Source organism: Streptomyces sp. NPDC050997, from assembly GCF_040660135.1.
Lineage (GTDB): Bacteria > Actinomycetota > Actinomycetes > Streptomycetales > Streptomycetaceae > Streptomyces.
Window position 1 is genome coordinate 261,904 of record NZ_JBFAGK010000009.1, and the last position, 16,959, is coordinate 278,862.

Sequence of the window (16,959 nt, forward strand, 5' to 3'; positions counted from 1 at the left end):
TGCGCTATGCCACCGTCAAAGTCAGTGCTCCGGTGTATGTGCTGCCTGCCCTGAGGTCCGTGGCTGTGCCGTCGACTGTCAGGGTCACGGTCTTGCCCGACGGGGCCGTCACCGTCGCGTCCGGCGCCAGGGTCAGGGCGCTCAGGTACGAGGTTTTGGTGACCGTCCAGCTCGAACCGGCACCCAGGGTCACGATGACGCCGTTGTTGAGGACCGCGCTCGGGGTGTTGGTGACCTCGCTGATCTCCCGGTACTCGGCAGAAGTGATCGTCGAGACCCGGTGCTTGGTCGTGCCGGCGGAGATGACGCCCTCGACGGAGGAGCCGGTGAAGGTGAGGACCAGGTTCTGGCCCTGGAGGCCCGCGTTGCCGCCGCCCCGTACCGAGTTGTAGAAGTCACCCTTCAGGTCGATGTCCGTGAAGGTGCCCTTGGCGTCGGTGGACTGGGCGCCGGTGGTGACCCAGGTCGACGACTTGGCGGGGGATCCCGTGGGCTCGGTGTAGGTGCCGATGGTCTCCGTCTTCCACGGTTTGCCCGACACCGTGACGCTGCTCGGCCGGTCGGTGTCCATGAGCTGGAAGACGATGCCGTTGCCGGGGTTGATGGCGGCGCCTTCGGAGCCGTCGACCGTGACGGAGCCCGCGACCGCCTTGCACATGAACGCCGTCTCGCCGGTGTTGACCTCGGTGCCGCCGTCGACCGTGACGGAACCGGCCGCGTACCACAGCACCATGAAGCGCCCGGCGTTCACGACGGTCGACTTCACCGGGATTTTCTTCAACTCGGCGATGGTTAGCCCGAGTTCGAGCGATTCGTTGAGGTCGGCGACGGCGTCCTTCGTGCTGTCGCCGTAGTGCGCCGACGCACCCCAGTGGATGAGGGCGTAGTCGCCGACGTCGAAGGTACAGCCGAGGAAGTGCTCGGTCACGTTGCCGATGGCGTACGAGCCGTAGCCCTGGCCGCCGGTGTTGGCAATGGTGCTGTTGATGGCGGTGAGCGTGCAGTTGCTGCCGCCGTCGACGGACAGGGCGCCCCACTTCTCGGACGAGATCGTGGAGTTGATGTACGACGCCCTGGTGCTCGCGCCGAGAAGGTTGGTGGTCCGCACGTTGCCCGACAGCCCCAGCATCCACGGCACGGTGATCATGTACCGGGTGTCGCCCGTGCCCGCGGCCGGGTATGCGTCCGGGACGGTCCCGTCGGCGCAGTGCAGCGTGGAGTTCTTGACGACGACGTTGGCGGTGGCGTCGGCGATGACCGCGGTGCGCACGACGCCTTCGTTGCGAATGGTGGCGCCGTCCAGGACCAGGGTGGTGCCCTCGCCGGTGCCGACGACGGAGGCGCCGTAGCCGATGAAGTCACAGCGGCCGTTGCCGCTGTAGGCGATCCGCGGCTTGGTGAGGGTGTAGGTGCCGCCCCCGGTGACGTAGACGCCGTTGAAGGCCTCGCCGTCGGACAGCAGTCTGATGTTGCCGGCCGCCGTGTCGGTGACGGTGCCGCGGAGGACCGCCGAGGGGACCGACTTGGCTTCGTCGACGCCGTCCGCGTCGACGTAGAGGGCCTGACGGAAGGGGAAGGTGAGGTCGCTGAAGGCGAGGTCGTTGGCCTCGGCGACGGTGAGGACGACCGTGCCGCGGTAGGTGCCGGCGGCGATGGCGGTGGCCTCTCCGCCGAGGCCGTCGGTGAGTTCGGCGAGCTTGCTGCCGGTCTCCACGCCGTTCACGGTGAGGGACAGGCTGTGGCCGTCGGGGACGGTGATGACGCCGCCCTCTTCGATCGTGAGGACACTCGCGGTGGTGGTCCCGGTCAGCTCCAGGGTCTCGCCGGAGGCAACGGTGATGCGGGTGCCGGCCTTGCCGGACCTGGTGTTCGCGGCATGGGCGGCAGCCGGTGCGGTCAGTGTGGGTGCGAAGGCGGCGGCGACCGCCACGAGTAGGGCGCGGGGGCGGGCCCGGTAGGTGACCTCAGGGCCTGTCCTGCTGGTGCGTGACACAGTGAACTCCCTTGTTCTCCATGGGTTTCAGGCATGGCTGACCGCGGCGCGGCAGCAAAGGGGGGACTCGACTCCGCGCCTCAGGCATCCCGGTCGATCAGCTCGATGAGATTGCCGTACGGGTCGGACACGAACGCCATCCGCGCGCCCGGCCGCGGCGCGGGCCGCGGGCTCATCCGGACGCCCGCGCCCGCGGCGACGAGCCGTGCGAACTCCGCGTCGACCTGCTCGGGTGTGTCGACGGCGAGGCAGAGATGGCCGTAGCCGAGCGTGCCCGCCGCCTGGAGCGGGCCGTCGGCGACGAAGCCCGCTCCGGCGGTGGGGAGGTGCAGCAACTCGACTCGGAAACCGGTGGAGTGACGGAGCATCACCCCGCGCAGTCCGGTCCCCTGGACGGAGAAGGCGTGCTCCTCGGTGAGACGCAGTGCCTCGCGGTACCAGGTGACGGCGGCTTCCAGATCCGGTACGGAAATACCGACATGGTCGAGTCTCACTGACGTGCCACCTCGGGACCGGCCGGCAGCTTCTCCCCGCGGATCAGCGCCAGCACCCGTGTCCGCAGTTCGGCGAACCGGGGATCGGCCCGGGTCGAGAGCTGGTCGCGGTCGGTGCCGAGCGGGATGGTGATCGTGTCGAGGACAACGGTCGGTGTGCCACCGAGGGCGATGACGCGGTCGCCGAGGTAGACGGCCTCGTCGATGTCGTGGGTGACCACGACCACCGTGATGCCGAGTCGGCGACGCAGTTCGAGGGTCAGGTCCTCCAGGTCGAAGCGGGACTGGGCGTCGACCGATCCGAACGGCTCGTCCATCAGCAGCACCGGGGCGTCGTACGCCAGGCCGCGCGCGATGGCCACCCGTTGCTGCATGCCGCCGGAGAGCTGCCACGGATACTTGTCCCCGACGTCCGGGAGGCCGACCGCCTCCAGGCACTCCAGGGCGCGCCGCTTGCGGACGGCCTTCTTGACTCCCCGGCCCTGGAGCGGGAAGGCGACGTTGTCCCACACCCGCAGCCAGGGCAGCAGCGAGCCTCGGTAGTCCTGGGAGACCACGGCGATGTCGGCGTGCGGCTCGGTGAGCGGCTCCTCCCCGTAGCGCACCCGGCCCGAGGTGGGCGGGGTCAGGCCGGCCAGACAGCGCAGGAGCGTCGTCTTGCCCGCGCCGGACGGACCGACCACACACACCGACTCCCCGGGGTCCACCCGCAGGGACAGACCGTCGAGCACCCGGTGTTCCCGCGGCCCCTGTCCGAAGCTCATGCGGAGGTCCTCGACGTGCAGACTGGATCCGCGGGTCATACGGCGACTCCGTTGCTCTTGACGCCCTCGCCGAGGGCGGCCGGACGCGGGGAGCGCACCCGGGGTGCGCGCTGGTGGTACCAGCCCAGGAGACGGTGCTCGACGAGCAGGAGCAGCACGCTCAGGCCGTACCCGACGATCCCGATCAGGATGGTGCCGGCCCAGGTCTCGGCGACGTGGAAGCTGGATCCGCTCCGCAGGATGAAGTTGCCGAGCCCGACGGGTGATCCGTAGATCTCGCTGACGACCATCAGTACGACGGCGACGGCCAGGGCGATCCGGATGCCAGCGAGAATCTGCGGCAGCGCACCGGGCAGGGTCACCCGGCGCAGACGCAGCGGCCAGGGGATGCGGTAGCCGCGTGCGGTCTCGTGCACGGCCGGGCCGATGGCGCGCACTCCGCTGACGGTGTTGAGGAGGATCGGCCACACGGACCCCAGGAAGATCAGGAAGATCTTCGGACCGGAGCCGATGCCGAGGGTGAGGATGATGACGGGCACGAATCCGACGGTCGGGGTGGCACGGGCGAAGTCGAGCAGCGGGCCGGTCGCCAGGCGCAGAGTGGGGCTCTCCCCGATGACGAGCCCGGCGGCCACGCCCACCACGGTGGCCAGGGCCAGGCCGAGCACGATGTTGCTCAGGCTGAACAGCAGGTCCTCCACGAGATCGCCGTGCAGCAGTTCGTGCCACAGCGCGGCGAGGACCTCGGTGAGCGGCGGGAAGTAGAAGTTCGTGCTGCCCGCGGTCGACACGAGCAGGATCAGGAACACCAGGGCGGGCAGCCACAGTTGGCGCAGGATCGGTTTCCAGGCCATGGCGCTACTCCCTTCCGGCCCGCGTGGGCGGGCGCCAGCGCATCAGGCGGTGCTCGGCGGCCTGCGCTAGCAGTGTGATCGTGTAGCCGATGGCCCCGCCGGTGAGGATGTACGCGTACGCCCGCGCGGACGCGCCCGCCTGCTGCGACTCCATGATCATGTGGCCGATGCCGGGGAGCGTGGTGAGTACTTCCACGCCGATGGACACCAGGACCGCCGTCGTCGCCGCGAGCCGCAGTCCCGTCATGATCGAGGGTGCCGCGGCCGGCAGGAACACCCGGCGCAGCCGCAGCAGGCGCGGGATGCGGTAGCCGTGCACGGTCTCGTGTACGGCCTGGCTCACGCTGCGGGCCCCGTACTGGGCCTGGAGCAGCACCGGGAAGACGCAGGCGATGAAGACGACGGTGGCCTTCATACTCGGGGTGGAGCCGAGGACCAGCAGGAACACCGGCAGCAGAGCGATCACCGGGAAGGAGCGGAGGATCTCCACGAGCAGCCGCGAGGACTCCTCGGCCGCCGCGTACACCCCGGTCACCAGGCCCACGGGAATGCCCACGGCGATCGCCACGACCAGTCCGGTGACAGCGCCGCGCAGGGTCTCCCCCACCGCCTGCCAGAAGCCGGCGCTGCCGAGAAGCTCCCCCAGGGCGACGGCCACGGCACGCGGTCCGGGCAGCGCGGTGGAACTGACCACGCCCGCCGCGGCGATCACCGCCCACAGCGCCAACACGGCGGCGAGTGCGCCGAGTTGTAGCAGTCGGAGCTTGACCATGATTACTCTCCGCCCGCGGTCGGGGCCTGGTCCCAGTAGATCGCGTCGTCCTTCGGCTCGTTGTCGAGCAGGTCGAACTCGTGCATCTTTGTGATGACCGTGCGCATGACCGTCGTGTCGAGGTTCTTGTCGTAGTGGTTGGTGTCGTGCTTGTCGATGAAGTCGGCGGGGACCTGGGTGTACTTCTTGTCGATCGCCCTGACGGCCTCGGGGTGCTCGTTGGCGTAGGTGATGGCCTTGGCGACCGCGTCGACGAACTTCTTCGCCGCGGGCGCGTTCTTCGACAGGTACTGCTCGCTGGAGAAGAGCAGGCCCTGGACCATGCCGGGCACGTCGTTCATGCCGTTGCCGATGGAGCGCAGTCCGCTGTCCTTGCCGGCGAAGTAGAAGGGCCCGAAGGAGAAGATCGCGTCCGTCTTGCCGGATGTGGCGGCGTCGGTGAGCGACGTCGTCGGCAGGGCGACGAACTTGACCTTCTCAGGGTCACCGCCGTCTTTCTGGACCAGGTACTCGCAGATGAACTGGATGGTGCCGCCGAGCGCGGAGATCCCGACGGTCTTGCCCTCCAGGTCGGAGAACGACGTGATCGAGCTGTCCTTCTTGACGAGCAGCCCGTCGGTGGGGTCCGTCTTCGTCGTCGCCGACTGCAGTCCGGTCACGATCCGGATCGGCATGTCCTGGGCGGCGCCCTTGAGGAAGCCGGAGCTGTCCGTCATCGCGAACTGTGCCTCGCCGTTGAGGACGGACGGCGCGTTCTGCGAGGTGTCCTGGGCGCCGGCCTTGATGGTGACGTCGAGGTCCGCGTCCTCGAAGTAGCCCTGCTGCTGGGCTATGTAGAGCGGCTCGAAGATGGCGCCGTTGGAGCGCAGGACGGTGACCTCGGCCTTGCCGTCGGAGGTCGTGGCGGTGGCCGAGTCGCCTCCGCAGGCGGTGACGGTGAGGGATCCGGTGACGGCCAGGGCGGACAGGACGATGAGGGTACGACGCCGCGGGGTTCTCGAAGTCTCCATGAAACGGCTCTCCTTGAGCTTCCTGAGTACGAACTACTGCGTCCGCGTGTGTCCAGCGGCGGCATAGGCGGTCGTGGACTCCTGAGGGGTCATGTAGGTGCGGAACAGGCCCTCGGGGTCGTACAGGGCCCGGATCTGCTCCAGGCGTGCGGAGTTGGCGGGGCTGAGCCCGTGGTCGAAACGGTCGGCGAGGTTGTTGTCGGAGAACTGCAGGCCCTTCGAAAGGTGCTGGAGTTCGGCGAGCCGGCCGTGCGCCCAGCGTTCGTGGGCGAGGTCCTCGGTGGGGTCCGTCCAGCCCGCGTTGGGCGAGAGGTACACCTTCGCCTGGCTGGACCAGCAGGCGTTCGCGCTCTCCGGGTGGCCGCCCCACAGCATCCACAGCACATGGCTGGTGGTGTCGGGGATGGAGTCGAACAGCGGCCGGGCCGCGTCCAGGATCTTCTCGACCGGTTCGTCGGTCCAGATCCCGTCCAGCGCCCAGCGCCTGCCGGGCGGGGTCATGCGGTCGGCGTAGTCGTACAGCTCCGCCATGCCGGTCTCCTGCGCGACCACCGCGCGGATCGCCCGGTCCCGGAAGGGCGCGTCCTCCAGCGGGGCGAGGAGGTCGTCGTCCGTCTCGCAGAAGGCGGTGGCCGTGACGGTGACCGTCTGCCGGTCGAGCCATGGAGAGAAGCCCACCTTCGCCGAGAACTCGACGGCCGGCGAGAGGTCTTCGAGGAGGTCGTACGACCAGGTCAGCACGTCGTCGCGGAGGTCGAGGGGGTAGCTGTGGACGGTGCGCAGGACGCGGCGCGGCCGGTCGTGCGCGGCGAGGTGGAAGCGGGTGACTACGCCGAAGAAGCCGGGGCCGCTGCCGCGGGCGGCCCACAGCAGGTCGGGGTGTGTGTCGTCGGTGGCGTGCACGAGGGTGCCGTCGGCGAGGACGACGTCGATGGCTTCGACGCTGAGACAGGCCGGGCCGAGGCGGCGCGAGTTCCAGCCGTAGCCGCCGCCGAGGACGAAGCCGCCGATGCCTACGGTGGGGGCGTGGCCGGTGGGGAAGAACAAGCCGTGCGGGGCGAGTCGGGCGAGCAGTTCGGGCCCCTTGGCCGCGGGCTGGACGGCGGCTGTCCGGGCCTTCGGGTCGACGGTGATGTCCTGCAGTCGCGAGAGGTCGAGCAGCATGCCGCCGTCCCGCACGCCGTTGCCGACCCAACTGTGGCCGCCCGAGCGGATACCGAGGGACAGCCCCTCGCTGCGGGCCAGCCGTACGGCGGCCACCACGTCCCGCTCGTTGTCGGCGAGCACGATGACGTCGGGGAACCGGTCGGGCTTGCGCTCGTTCCAGACCGCGTCTCGCCGAGCCTGTTCGTACGCCGCGTCGCCACGCCTGAGCAGGCGCTCCCGGGACAACTGGACCATGCCGTTCTCCTCACACGGGGGTTCGAGTCCGGACACTACTGTCGACACTTTGCCCCTTCAAGGGATCTGACAGCGAAATAACTGCCGTCTCTGCCGACACTAGTGAGTGGGTGGGAAGTCGAAGAGCTCCGCCGGGTTGTCGACCATCAGCCTGCGCAGGTGCGCGGGGTCGGGGGCGATCCGCTCGACGAGGTCGACGAGCAGCCCGTCGTCGGGGGCCTCGCCGACGATGTTGACGTGCGGATAGTCGGTCCCCCAGACGACGCGTTCCGGCGCGTACGCCACCAGAGAGGCGGCCAGGGTCACCGCGTCGGCGTACGGCGGACCCTGCCGGGAGATCCGGTCGACCCCGCTGGCCTTCACCCACACCCGACCGGTGTCGAGCAGAGCGCGCAGGCTGCGCAGGGCCGGTCCGTCCCGCCCGGTGGCGAGGTCGACCCGCCCGATGTGGTCGACGACCGCCCGCCCGGGCAGGGCGCGTACCAGGCCTTCCAGGGCGGCGATCTCCTCGCCTCGGACGTGCAGTTGCACCGCCCAGTCGAGTCCGTCGACGCGTTCGAGCACCGAGTCGATCTCGTCGCGGGTGGGCGGGGTGCGCAGATGGGGAAGGAAGTTGAGGCGGAAGGCCCGTACGCCCGCCCGGTGCAGTTCCTCGATCTCCTCCCGCGTCGTCGTCTCGCCGATCAGGGCCACGCCGCGCAGTCGGCCGGTGTCGGATCCGAGCGCGTCCAGCAACGCCGCATGGTCGCGACCGTGGCAGGAGGACTGCACGATCACGGCCCGGCGGATGCCCAAGTGGGCGTGCAGGGCGCGCAATTGTTCCTTGGGCGCGTCGTACGGGGTGAACGTGCGGTCCGGGGCATAGGGGAAGACAGCGGCGGGACCGAGGACATGGCAGTGGGCGTCGCAGCTGTCCGGCGGGAGGGGCAGGGACGGGACACGCGGGGCGGGATGCGGAGGCGGGCAGCCCGGGGAGGGCACCGACCGCGTCTCGTGCACGGCGCGTTCAGTCACAGCGCGCCGTCATTCCGCCGTCGACGACGATCTCCGTACCGGTGACGAAGCGGGCCTCGTCGGAGGCGAGGAAGAGCGCCGCGTACGCCGTGTCGCGGCCGTCGCCCATGAAACCGAGCGGGATCCGTGCCTGCCTCTGGGCCAGCAGCTTCGTCACGTCACCGCCGGCCCGCTGACCGGCGAGGCGGGCCTCGACCATCGGAGTGTGCAACTGACCGGGCACGACGGTGTTCACGCGGACGCGGTCCGGCCCGTACTCGACGGCGGTGACCCGGGACAGCTGGATGACCGCCGCCTTGGCCGCCGCGTAGCCCGCCTGGGCGGCGCCGGTCCAGCGCAGCCCGGACGCCGAGGCGGTGTTGACGACGGAGCCCCCGCCGCCGCGCCGCATGATCGGGATGACGTACTTGCAGGCGAGGAAGGCGCTGGTGAGGTTGGTGCGCAACTGGCTCTCCCAGTCCTCCGGGCTCAGCTCGACCGCACCCCCGGGGTGCGAACCGCCGACGTTGTTGACGAGGACGTCCACGCGGCCCGCCAGGCGCTCGCACTCGGCGAAGTAGTCCCGGACGGCGGCGGGTTCGGTCACGTCGAGTACCGCCGTGTGCGCGGTGCCGCCCTCGTCGCGGACCAGTCGGGCCGTGACCTCCAGGGACTCCTCGTCCCGGTCGGCCAGGAAGACGGTGGCGCCCTCACGAGCGAAGATCACGGCGGTGGCACGGCCGTTGCCCCAGCCGGGACCGACACTGCCGGCACCACCGATGACAGCGATCCGGCCGGCCAGACGGCCGGCCCGTTTGTCGGGCAGGTCTTGGGTCACGGGGCTCTCCCTCGGTCGGGTGACGCGCACGGACGGCGCGAAGGGCTCCGAAGCGGTGGGAACGGCCGCCGAGCCTGTCGACAGTCTTAGCCAAGTGTCGACAGAAAGTAAACATTTAAGGCTGAACGCCGTCGGTATTGCCATCAGTGTCGACAGGTTGCTTGGATGGGGCTCGTTCGCGAGGTTCAAGAACTCCCGAAGGAGGCCCATGGACAAGCCGCCGGTGTTCACTCCTGACGAGATCGCCCGTTTCCGTGCCGAGTTGGCGGCGCGGCGCGCGCCGGGCGCCTACCGGCCCGGCCGCTGGTCGGTCAGCCCTCTCAACCGGCGTACGGATGTGACGGGTTCACTGCCGAGGAGCGTTCGGCTGCGGGACGCGACCCTGCGGTCGGTGGAGACGCTGCCGGGTGTCGTGGCCTCGCCGGAGGCGAAGGAGGCGTTCCTGCGGCAGCTCGTCTCCTGCCAAGTGGCCGAAGTCGTCACGGCGGGACTCGGCGGCCGGGACGCCACGGCTCTGAAGGCCGAGGTCGGGCTGGTCAAGGGCGAGAACCCGGAATGCCGGGTGGTGTGCCCGCTGATGCGCTCCCCCGACGACATCGACCGGGCCGCCGCGGCGGGTTACGACGCCGTCCAGGTGTGGGTCCAGGGCTTCGGCGAGACCTCGCTGATCTACCAGGCCCCCGCCTATGGCCGGGCCTGGCGGGGCGAGGAGTGGCGCACCCCCGACACCCCGCGCGACCGCGCCGCCGTACTGGCCCGCGCGGCCCGCCTGATCGAGCACGCCCGCGGCCGAGGCCTCGACGTGATCGTGCCGCTGCTCATGGTCTCGTACGCCACCGAGGAGACCCACGAGGAATCGGTCCGCGTGCTCGCCGCGGCCGGAGCCGGTGAACTCACCCTGTTCGACGGGCCGGGCGCGATGAGCCCCGAGGCGTACGCCCATCTCGTCCGGCTCACGACCAGCCTGGCGCCGGACGTGGCGGTCGGACTGCACCCGCACAACACCTTCGGCCTGGCGGTCGGCTGCGCCGTGGCCGCCGTCCGCGCCGGCGCCACCGTCGTCGAACTGTCGGTCAACGGCTACTGCGGAGGACCCGGCAACGCCGACCTCGCGGCGACCGCGCTCGCCTTCGAGGCCCTGTACGGCGTACGGACCGGCATCAGCACCGAAAAACTCACCGAACTCGCCCGCGCCGGACAGGACCTGACGGGCTATCACATTCCCTGGAACCATCCGGTCACCGGCACCCACGCCTTCTGCTGGGGCGGCATGGATCTCATCACCCAGGAGGCGGAGATCGACCCGCTTCTCCACAACTGCCTGGAGCCCACCGCGGTCGGCAACTCCCGCAACGTTCCTTTCACACCCGACAGCGGCCCCTACACCCTGGCCGACAAGTTGACGGCCCTGGGGATCGAGATCAGCCCCGCCCAGGTCGACGCCGTACTCGGCCGGGCACGCGAGTTGATGGAGCGCGAGGGCCGTCTCCTCACGGACGCCGAGCTGGTCGCGCTGACCGAGCCGGAGCGGTGAACCCCCGCCTGCGGCCGCTCGTCCCGGCCGAACTCGACGCCGAACAGCGGGCGCTGTACGAGGAGATCACCGGCGGGCCACGCGCCGAGGGCCCGCGTCACTTCCCCCTCACCGACGAACAGGGGTCCCTGCGTGGCCCGTTCAACGCCATGCTGCTGAGCCCCGGCCTCGGCCGGGCCCTCCAGGAGCTCGGCGCCGCCATCCGCTACCGCACCGGTCTCGGGGCACGGCAACGGGAGATCGCGATCCTGGTGGTGGCCCAGGTCTGGGAGAGTGCCTTCGAACGCCACGCGCACGAACGTGTCGGCGCCGCCGCCGGACTGACGGACCACGAGCTGCTGGCCCTGCGCGAGGGGCGGGATCCGGGGTTCTCCGATCCCGTCGAACGGGCGACCTGGGCGTTCGTCCGCGCACTGATCGGCCGGTCCGGCGTGTTCGACGAGCGTCAGTACAGCGCGGCGCGGGACGCACTGGGTGAGCGGACCCTGTTCGAACTGTCCACGCTGGTGGGCTACTACAGCACCCTCGCCCTCCAACTGCGGCTGTTCGAGGTGCCGGTCCATGCCACGCCTGGGTGAGGGGCGGGGCCTTCCGCCGTAGGCGGAGGGCCCCGCGACGCGTGCGCGTCCCCGGCGCCTCAGCGCAGCCGGTCCTTGGCCTTGTAGTAGGCGCCGCCGAACGGCAGGAACCAGGCCGTGCCGTTGTAAAAGGGGACGGGGACCTTGGGGAAGCCGAGGCCGCGCAGCGGGTTGGCCTCCGGCTTTCCGTCCATCATCTCGGCGACGGCCCGGCCCATATAGGTGGCCATCTGGACGCCGTGGCCGCAGTAACCCATGGAGTAGTACAGGCCGTTCGCCTCACCGGCGTGCGGGAGACGGTCCCAGGAGAAGCCGACCATGCCGCCCCACACGTAGTCGACCCGGACGTCCGCCAGCTGCGGGAAGATCTCCGTCATCTCCCGCTTCAGGACGTCCCCGCTCTTGAGGTCGGAGGCCGGGTTGGACGGGGCGAAGCGGGCCCGGCCGCCGAAGGCGAGGCGATGGTCGGGGGTGAGGCGGACGTAGTGGCCGATGTTCTTCGAGTCGACCACCAGGCGGGCGCGGGGGATCAACTCCCGTGCCCGCTCCTCCCCCAGGGGCTCGGTGACGATGATGAAGCTGCCGACGTTGATCAGCCGCTTGCGGAACCACGGCATCGCCTTGTCGGTGTAGGCGTCGGTGGCGGCCATGACCTGCTTGGCGCGGAGCGTGCCGTGCAGTGTCTCGACCAGGAAACCGCCGTCCGGCAGGCGGGTGAGGCCGGTGGCCGCGTTGCGTTCGTGGATGTCGGCGCCGGCGCGTTCGGCGGCCTCGGCGAGGCCGTGCACGTACTTGCCCACGTGCAGGCCCGCGCTCAGCGGGTCGAGCAGGGCGCCGTGGTAGTGGTCCGAGCCCAGCTCCGACCTGAGGTCGCCCCGGGAGAGCAGCTCGGTGTCGTGGCCGAAGTTCTCGGCGAGATCCCGCCGGGTGGCCTTCATCGCCTCGAAGTGCCGCGGCTTGAAGGCCACGCCCAGGCGGCCGGAGCGGTGGAAGTCGCAGTCGATCCGCTCCTTGTGCGTCAGCTCCTCGACCACGTCCACGGCCTCCCGGAAGGAGTCGTAGAGCTCGCGGGCGCGCTCCTGGCCGTAGCGCTTGCGGGCCTCGCCGACGCCGATGGTGAGGCCCTGGGTGCACATGCTGCCGTTGCGGCCTGAGGCGCCCGAGCCGATCTTGTCCTTCTCCACGAGGACGACCCGGGCGCCCTTGCGGGCGGTGTGGTACGCGGTGGACAGGCCGGTGAGTCCGCCGCCGATGACCACCACGTCCGCCTCGTCGGGCAGCTCCCTTCCGGAGCGGTCGGGCAGCGGCGGGGCGGTGTCGAGCCAGTACGGGATCTGCTTCATGGCGTGCGTCCTCTGCGTTCTCTGTCCTGTGTCGCCGTGGTTCAGCAGCCGAGCAGGTCCGGCAGCCCGGACAGGTCGGGCAGCTCGTCGTACGGCTGGTAGTCCGCGCTGCCGCGGCGACCGTAGCGGTTGATCCACACGCGGCGCCGCAGGCCGAGGTCGCGGGTCGGGATGTGGTCGTACTCCCAGCCCTGTGCGGTGTGGATGACCTGGGAGGCGTCGACACCGATCGTCTTGAAGGCGTGCTCGAAGGTCTGGCGGTCCGGCTTGTACGCGCCCGCCTGCTCGGCCGTGATCACGTGGTCGAACTCGACGCCGATGTTCCCCACGTTGCGCGCGATGAGGTTGTCGTCGCTGTTGGTGATGATGGCGATCTCGTACCTGCTCTTCAGCGCGCGCAGGGCGTCCGGGACCTCCGGGAAGGGGCCGAAGGTGGGGACGGCCTCGACCAGGGCGTCGCCGTCCGAGGGGCGGTACTCCAGACCGTGCAGACGCATCGCCGTCCGCAGGCTGGAGTGCAGGACCTCGTGGTAGGGGCGGTAGGCCTCCAGAACGGCCTGGAAGCGCATGACGCGGAAGTCGTCGAGGAACTCGTCGACGTCCAGTCCGTCCAGGTCCAGCCGGTCGGCCAGGACCTTCAGGGTGGTGGGGCCGAGCTGGAAGTCGACCAGGGTGCCGTAGGCGTCGAAGGTGACGATCTCTCGCATGGTGTTCAGCCTCGTTTCCGGGTGCCGATAAGGGAGTTGGGGAGGTCAGACGACCTGCTCGCCGGGGGCCACGATGGCGTCGAGGGCGGCCAGGTCGGTCGCGTCGGGTGTCCAGTGGGCCGCCGCCGCGTTGGCGGTGACCTGTTCGGGCCTCATGGCTCCGCAGATCACGGACCCGACGGCGGGCAGGCCGGCCAGCCCGCCCACGGCGACCTCCAGGAGGGTCAGACCGCGTTCGGTGCCGTACGCGGTGAGCGCCTCGACGCGGTCGAGAGCGGCGTCGGTCAGCCAGCCCTGCCGCCAGGACAGCCGGCTGCCGGGCGGCGGCGGTTCGCCGCGCCGGTACTTGCCGCTGAGCAGGCCGTTGGCGAGCGGGTAGAACGGCAGGAGACCGACGCCGGCGCGCAGACAGGCCGGGATCACGTCGTGCTCCGCACCGCGGTCGAGCAGGTGGTAGCGGGCCTGCGTGGACACGAAGGCGTCGGACAGGTCCTCGGCGGGGAGGTGGGAACAGCCGATGTACCCGATCTTGCCCTCGGCGACGAGTTCCCGGAGGGCGGCGAGGGTCTCCTCCAACGGGGTGACACCGTCCGGCTCGTGGTACTGGTACAGGTCGATCCGGTCGGTGCCGAGCCGGCGCAGTGAGGATTCGACGGCGTACCGGATGTAGGGGCGCGCGCCACGTCGGCCGTACAGGTCCGCTTCCGGTCCCATCTCCATGCCGAACTTGGTGGCCAGCACGACCTCCTCACGGCGTCCCTTCAGCGCCGCGCCGAGGAGGCGTTCGCCGTCGCCGCGCGAGCCGCCCGACTCGCCGAACCCGCCGTACGTGTCGGCGGTGTCGAACAGGGTGATCCCCGCGTCGAGGGCCGCGTGCACGACGGCCTTCGTGCCGTCCTCGTCGAGGCGGGAGCCGAAGTTGTTGCCGCCGAGGCCGACCACGGAGACGGTGGGACCGCGCTCGCCGAGGGTGCGGTACCTCATGGCCGGGCTCCTGTCGCCGCTCTCCGGTACCTCATGACCGAGCTCCTGTCGCCGCTCTCCGCGAACTCATGACCGGTCCCCGAATCCGATGCACACGTTCTTGGTCTGGGTGTAACTGGCGAGGGCCTCCAGGCCCTTCTCCCGGCCCCAGCCACTGTGCTTGTAGCCGCCGAAGGGCAGTTCGACGCCGGTGCCGACGCCGGTGGCGTTGACATACACCTGGCCGGCCCTGATGCCCTCGGCCATCCGCATCGCCTTGTCGATGTCCCGGCTCCACACGTACGAGGCGAGGCCGTACGGGCTGTCGTTGGCGATCGCCAGGGCCTCGTCGGCGTCGTCGAACCCGATGACCGTGACGACCGGGCCGAAGATCTCCTCGCGGGCACAACGGGCCTGGTTGGTCAGGCCGGTGAGGACGGTCGGCTCGACGTAGTAGCCGTCGGCGAGCGCGGGATCCGACGGCGCGCCGCCCCCGGTCCGGGCCGTGGCGCCCTCCTGCCGGGCCAGGTCCAGGTAGCCGAGGACCCGGTCGCGCTGCCGGGCGGAGATCAGCGGACCGATGTCCGGGTCGGTGAGCCCGGGACCGACACGCAGGCCGGCGACCTTCTCGACCAGCCGGTCCAGGAAGCCCTCGGCGCCGCGCTGGAGCAGCAGCCGTGTTCCCGCGGAGCACATCTGCCCGGCGTTGCTGAACGACGCGCCGAGCACCGCGCCCAGTGCCAGGTCGAAGTCGGCGTCGGCGAACACGGTGAACGGCGACTTGCCGCCGAGTTCCGTCACCGAGGGCACCACGTTGGCGGCGGCCGCCTGCGCGACCTTGATGCCGGTCGGCACCGAGCCGGTGAAGGTGACCTGGTCGATGTCCGGGTGTCCGGCGAGGGCCGCCCCTGTCTCCGCGTCGCCGGGGACGACGTTCAGCACCCCTGGCGGCAGTCCGCACTCCAGCGCGATCCTGGCGATCTCCAGCGGGGTGAGCGGAGCTTCCGGGGAGGGCTTGAGCACCACCGTGCAGCCCGCGGCCAGTGCCGGGGCGGAGCCCCTCGCGGTGTTCTGGAGCGGGTAGTTGAAGGGGATGATCTGGCCGGAGACGCCGATCGGCTCGCGCACGGTGTAGTCGATCAGGCCGGGGCCGAGCGGGATGGTGGTGCCGCCGAGTTTGTCGGCGACGCCCGCGTAGAACTCGAAGTAGCGGGCGGCGGACTCGACGTCGGCCTTCGCCTGGCTGAGCGGCTTGCCGACGTCCTGGCTCTCCAGCCGGGCCAGCCACTCGCCCTCGCGCCGGATCGCCTGCGCGATGCGATGGAGCAGGCGCCCCCGGTCGGCGGCGCGCAGCCGCGCCCACTCGGGTGCCGTGAACGCCGTCCGGGCCGCGGCGACGGCACGGTCCACGTCCGCCTCACCGGCCAGGGCGACCTCGGCGAGGGCCGTGCCGTCGGACGGGTCGAGGACGGTGAAGGAGCGGCCGTCGGCGGCGGGGACCTGCTTGCCGTCGATCATGAGCAGCACGGTCAACGGGCGTTCGGCCAGAGGGGGTTCGGTCCGCGGGGCTTCGGTCCGCGGGGCTTCGGTCCGCAGGGGTTCGGTCCGCGGGGCTTCGGTCCGCAGGGGTTCGGTCCGCGGGGCTTCGGTCCGCAGGGGTTCGGTCCGCAGGGGTTCGGTCCGCGGGGCTTCGGTCCGCGGGGCTTCGGTCCGCGGGGCTTCGGTCCGCGGGGCTTCGGTCCGCGGGGCTTCGCCGTTCATGGCTGGATCTCTCCCTGCACCTCGCCGAAGATGACGACCTCGTCGCCCGGATGGACCGTGCGGATCCTGCGTACCCAGAGCACGATGCCGTCCTGCGGGGCGCGGACCTCCTCCAGCGTGTTGCCGTAGTGGTCGACGATGTGGGCGATCAGGTCGCCTTCCTTGCAGGTCTCGCCCGGATCGGCGTGCCCGACGAAGAAGCCGCCGGCGGCGGAGCGGGCGAAGGTGCCGGAGACCGTCGTGTACGTCTCGCGCAGCTCCGGCTCGCCGTCGGTCATGCCGAGCTGCCGCATGATGTTGCGGATCGAGCCGATGTGCAGCTCGACGTTGGCCTCGCGGTAGGTGCCGCCGCCGGCCTCGATGGTGATGGCGGGCTTGCCGGCCGCGAGGGTGGGGTGGCGGACCGTGCCGCCCCACTTGCCGCCCTTCCAGACCAGCTCGTGCCCGGCCGCGAGGGCGAGGTCCGTGGCCAGTTCCTCATAGCCGCCCTGGAGGATGACGAGCGGGGCGATCTCACCGAAGGTGCCGCCGGTGTGCAGGTCGACGAGCGCGTCGACGGCGGGGACGACCTGCTCGACGAAGGTGGCGGCCAGGCGCAGGGAGTACGAGCCGTCCGCGTCGCCCGGGAAGATCCGGTTGAGGTTGAGGTGGTCCAGGCCGCTGGTGCGGGCGGCGGCCTCGAAGGCGGGGGTGTTCAGGCAGGGGATGCCGACGACGGTGCCGCGCAGGGTGGCCGGGTCGGTCTCGGCGAGGACGCGCCGGATCGCCTCCTGGCCGTCGTACTCGTCGCCGTGCACGCCCGCGTCCACGCACAGCACCGGGCCGGGCTCAGCGCCGTTGACGACGATCAGCGGTATGCCGAGCTCCACTCCGTAGCTGCTGGTGCCGACGGCGATGAGGCCCTGGGCGCGCTCGCCGGGGGCGACGGTCAGCGGACCGATGGAGTACATGCGG

At 70.7% G+C, this 16,959-nt stretch carries 16 protein-coding genes; 2 read left to right on the top strand and 14 right to left on the bottom strand.

The window, feature by feature from the left end; genetic code table 11:
* Positions 1–4: 4 nt before the first annotated feature.
* From AB0H86_RS22440 to AB0H86_RS22480, 9 genes are all read right to left on the bottom strand, one after another.
* Positions 5–1,993: a hypothetical protein gene (locus AB0H86_RS22440; RefSeq protein ID WP_362441324.1), complete on the bottom strand. Its 1,989-nt coding sequence runs from the start codon at positions 1,991–1,993 to the stop codon at positions 5–7.
* A gap of 80 nt (positions 1,994–2,073) precedes the next feature.
* The gene (locus tag AB0H86_RS22445; protein WP_362441327.1) at positions 2,074–2,487 is read right to left on the bottom strand and encodes a VOC family protein; all 414 of its coding nucleotides are present in this window, start codon (positions 2,485–2,487) and stop codon (positions 2,074–2,076) included.
* Entirely contained in the window at positions 2,484–3,290 is an 807-nt protein-coding gene (locus AB0H86_RS22450) for an ABC transporter ATP-binding protein (protein WP_362441329.1), read from the bottom strand. The genes AB0H86_RS22445 and AB0H86_RS22450 overlap by 4 nt, the downstream gene beginning before the upstream one ends.
* On the bottom strand, positions 3,287–4,105 hold the full coding sequence (locus tag AB0H86_RS22455) for an ABC transporter permease (RefSeq protein ID WP_362441332.1): 819 nt from the start codon (positions 4,103–4,105) through the stop codon (positions 3,287–3,289). The genes AB0H86_RS22450 and AB0H86_RS22455 overlap by 4 nt, the downstream gene beginning before the upstream one ends.
* Before the next feature lie 4 nt (positions 4,106–4,109).
* Positions 4,110–4,877 (bottom strand): ABC transporter permease subunit, encoded by a 768-nt coding sequence (locus AB0H86_RS22460; RefSeq protein WP_362441335.1) that lies wholly within the window; start codon positions 4,875–4,877, stop codon positions 4,110–4,112.
* Positions 4,878–4,879: 2 nt separating this feature from the next.
* Complete coding sequence (locus tag AB0H86_RS22465) at positions 4,880–5,887, bottom strand: ABC transporter substrate-binding protein (RefSeq protein ID WP_362441338.1); 1,008 nt, start codon at positions 5,885–5,887, stop codon at positions 4,880–4,882.
* A 33-nt stretch (positions 5,888–5,920) separates the two neighbouring features.
* Positions 5,921–7,288, bottom strand: a complete 1,368-nt coding sequence (locus tag AB0H86_RS22470) for an FAD-binding oxidoreductase (RefSeq protein ID WP_362441340.1) — start codon at positions 7,286–7,288, stop codon at positions 5,921–5,923.
* Positions 7,289–7,387: 99 nt separating this feature from the next.
* Positions 7,388–8,302 carry an amidohydrolase family protein gene (locus AB0H86_RS22475; protein WP_362441343.1) on the bottom strand — a complete coding sequence of 305 codons (915 nt, stop codon included), beginning with the start codon at positions 8,300–8,302 and terminating at the stop codon, positions 7,388–7,390.
* Positions 8,295–9,119 (bottom strand): SDR family oxidoreductase, encoded by an 825-nt coding sequence (locus AB0H86_RS22480; RefSeq protein WP_362441346.1) that lies wholly within the window; start codon positions 9,117–9,119, stop codon positions 8,295–8,297. Before AB0H86_RS22480 ends, AB0H86_RS22475 begins: the two co-directional genes overlap by 8 nt.
* 208 nt (positions 9,120–9,327) lie before the next feature.
* On the opposite strand from AB0H86_RS22480, the gene AB0H86_RS22485 reads away from it, so the two are divergent.
* Entirely contained in the window at positions 9,328–10,653 is a 1,326-nt protein-coding gene (locus AB0H86_RS22485) for a hypothetical protein (protein WP_362441349.1), read from the top strand.
* Positions 10,650–11,231, top strand: coding sequence for a carboxymuconolactone decarboxylase family protein (locus AB0H86_RS22490; RefSeq protein ID WP_362441352.1), 582 nt, complete (start codon positions 10,650–10,652; stop codon positions 11,229–11,231). The genes AB0H86_RS22485 and AB0H86_RS22490 overlap by 4 nt, the downstream gene beginning before the upstream one ends.
* Before the next feature lie 59 nt (positions 11,232–11,290).
* Here the strand turns inward: AB0H86_RS22490 and AB0H86_RS22495 are convergent, their stop codons facing one another.
* The 5 genes from AB0H86_RS22495 to AB0H86_RS22515 all read right to left on the bottom strand — a co-directional run bounded on the left by AB0H86_RS22495 (position 11,291) and on the right by AB0H86_RS22515 (position 16,955).
* Positions 11,291–12,574, bottom strand: coding sequence for an FAD-binding oxidoreductase (locus tag AB0H86_RS22495; protein ID WP_362441355.1), 1,284 nt, complete (start codon positions 12,572–12,574; stop codon positions 11,291–11,293).
* Positions 12,575–12,615: 41 nt separating this feature from the next.
* Entirely contained in the window at positions 12,616–13,281 is a 666-nt protein-coding gene (locus AB0H86_RS22500) for a haloacid dehalogenase type II (protein WP_362441358.1), read from the bottom strand.
* A 45-nt stretch (positions 13,282–13,326) separates the two neighbouring features.
* Positions 13,327–14,265 (bottom strand): aldo/keto reductase, encoded by a 939-nt coding sequence (locus AB0H86_RS22505; protein ID WP_362441360.1) that lies wholly within the window; start codon positions 14,263–14,265, stop codon positions 13,327–13,329.
* A gap of 66 nt (positions 14,266–14,331) precedes the next feature.
* Positions 14,332–16,005 carry an aldehyde dehydrogenase family protein gene (locus AB0H86_RS22510; RefSeq protein WP_362441363.1) on the bottom strand — a complete coding sequence of 558 codons (1,674 nt, stop codon included), beginning with the start codon at positions 16,003–16,005 and terminating at the stop codon, positions 14,332–14,334.
* Positions 16,002–16,955 carry a M14 family metallopeptidase gene (locus AB0H86_RS22515; protein WP_362441366.1) on the bottom strand — a complete coding sequence of 318 codons (954 nt, stop codon included), beginning with the start codon at positions 16,953–16,955 and terminating at the stop codon, positions 16,002–16,004. Before AB0H86_RS22515 ends, AB0H86_RS22510 begins: the two co-directional genes overlap by 4 nt.
* Positions 16,956–16,959: the final 4 nt, after the last annotated feature.

Bases quoted from the DNA above. Each gene is read 5' to 3' on its own strand.
- AB0H86_RS22450 (WP_362441329.1), bottom strand. From the start codon at position 3,290: ATGACCCGCGGATCCAGTCTGCACGTCGAGGACCTCCGCATGAGCTTC.
- AB0H86_RS22455 (WP_362441332.1), bottom strand. From the start codon at position 4,105: ATGGCCTGGAAACCGATCCTGCGCCAACTGTGGCTGCCCGCCCTGGTG.
- AB0H86_RS22460 (WP_362441335.1), bottom strand. From the start codon at position 4,877: ATGGTCAAGCTCCGACTGCTACAACTCGGCGCACTCGCCGCCGTGTTG.
- AB0H86_RS22465 (WP_362441338.1), bottom strand. From the start codon at position 5,887: ATGGAGACTTCGAGAACCCCGCGGCGTCGTACCCTCATCGTCCTGTCC.
- AB0H86_RS22470 (WP_362441340.1), bottom strand. From the start codon at position 7,288: ATGGTCCAGTTGTCCCGGGAGCGCCTGCTCAGGCGTGGCGACGCGGCG.
- AB0H86_RS22485 (WP_362441349.1), top strand. From the start codon at position 9,328: ATGGACAAGCCGCCGGTGTTCACTCCTGACGAGATCGCCCGTTTCCGT.
- AB0H86_RS22495 (WP_362441355.1), bottom strand. From the start codon at position 12,574: ATGAAGCAGATCCCGTACTGGCTCGACACCGCCCCGCCGCTGCCCGAC.
- AB0H86_RS22500 (WP_362441358.1), bottom strand. From the start codon at position 13,281: ATGCGAGAGATCGTCACCTTCGACGCCTACGGCACCCTGGTCGACTTC.
- AB0H86_RS22505 (WP_362441360.1), bottom strand. From the start codon at position 14,265: ATGAGGTACCGCACCCTCGGCGAGCGCGGTCCCACCGTCTCCGTGGTC.
- AB0H86_RS22510 (WP_362441363.1), bottom strand. From the start codon at position 16,005: ATGAACGGCGAAGCCCCGCGGACCGAAGCCCCGCGGACCGAAGCCCCG.
- AB0H86_RS22515 (WP_362441366.1), bottom strand. From the start codon at position 16,955: ATGTACTCCATCGGTCCGCTGACCGTCGCCCCCGGCGAGCGCGCCCAG.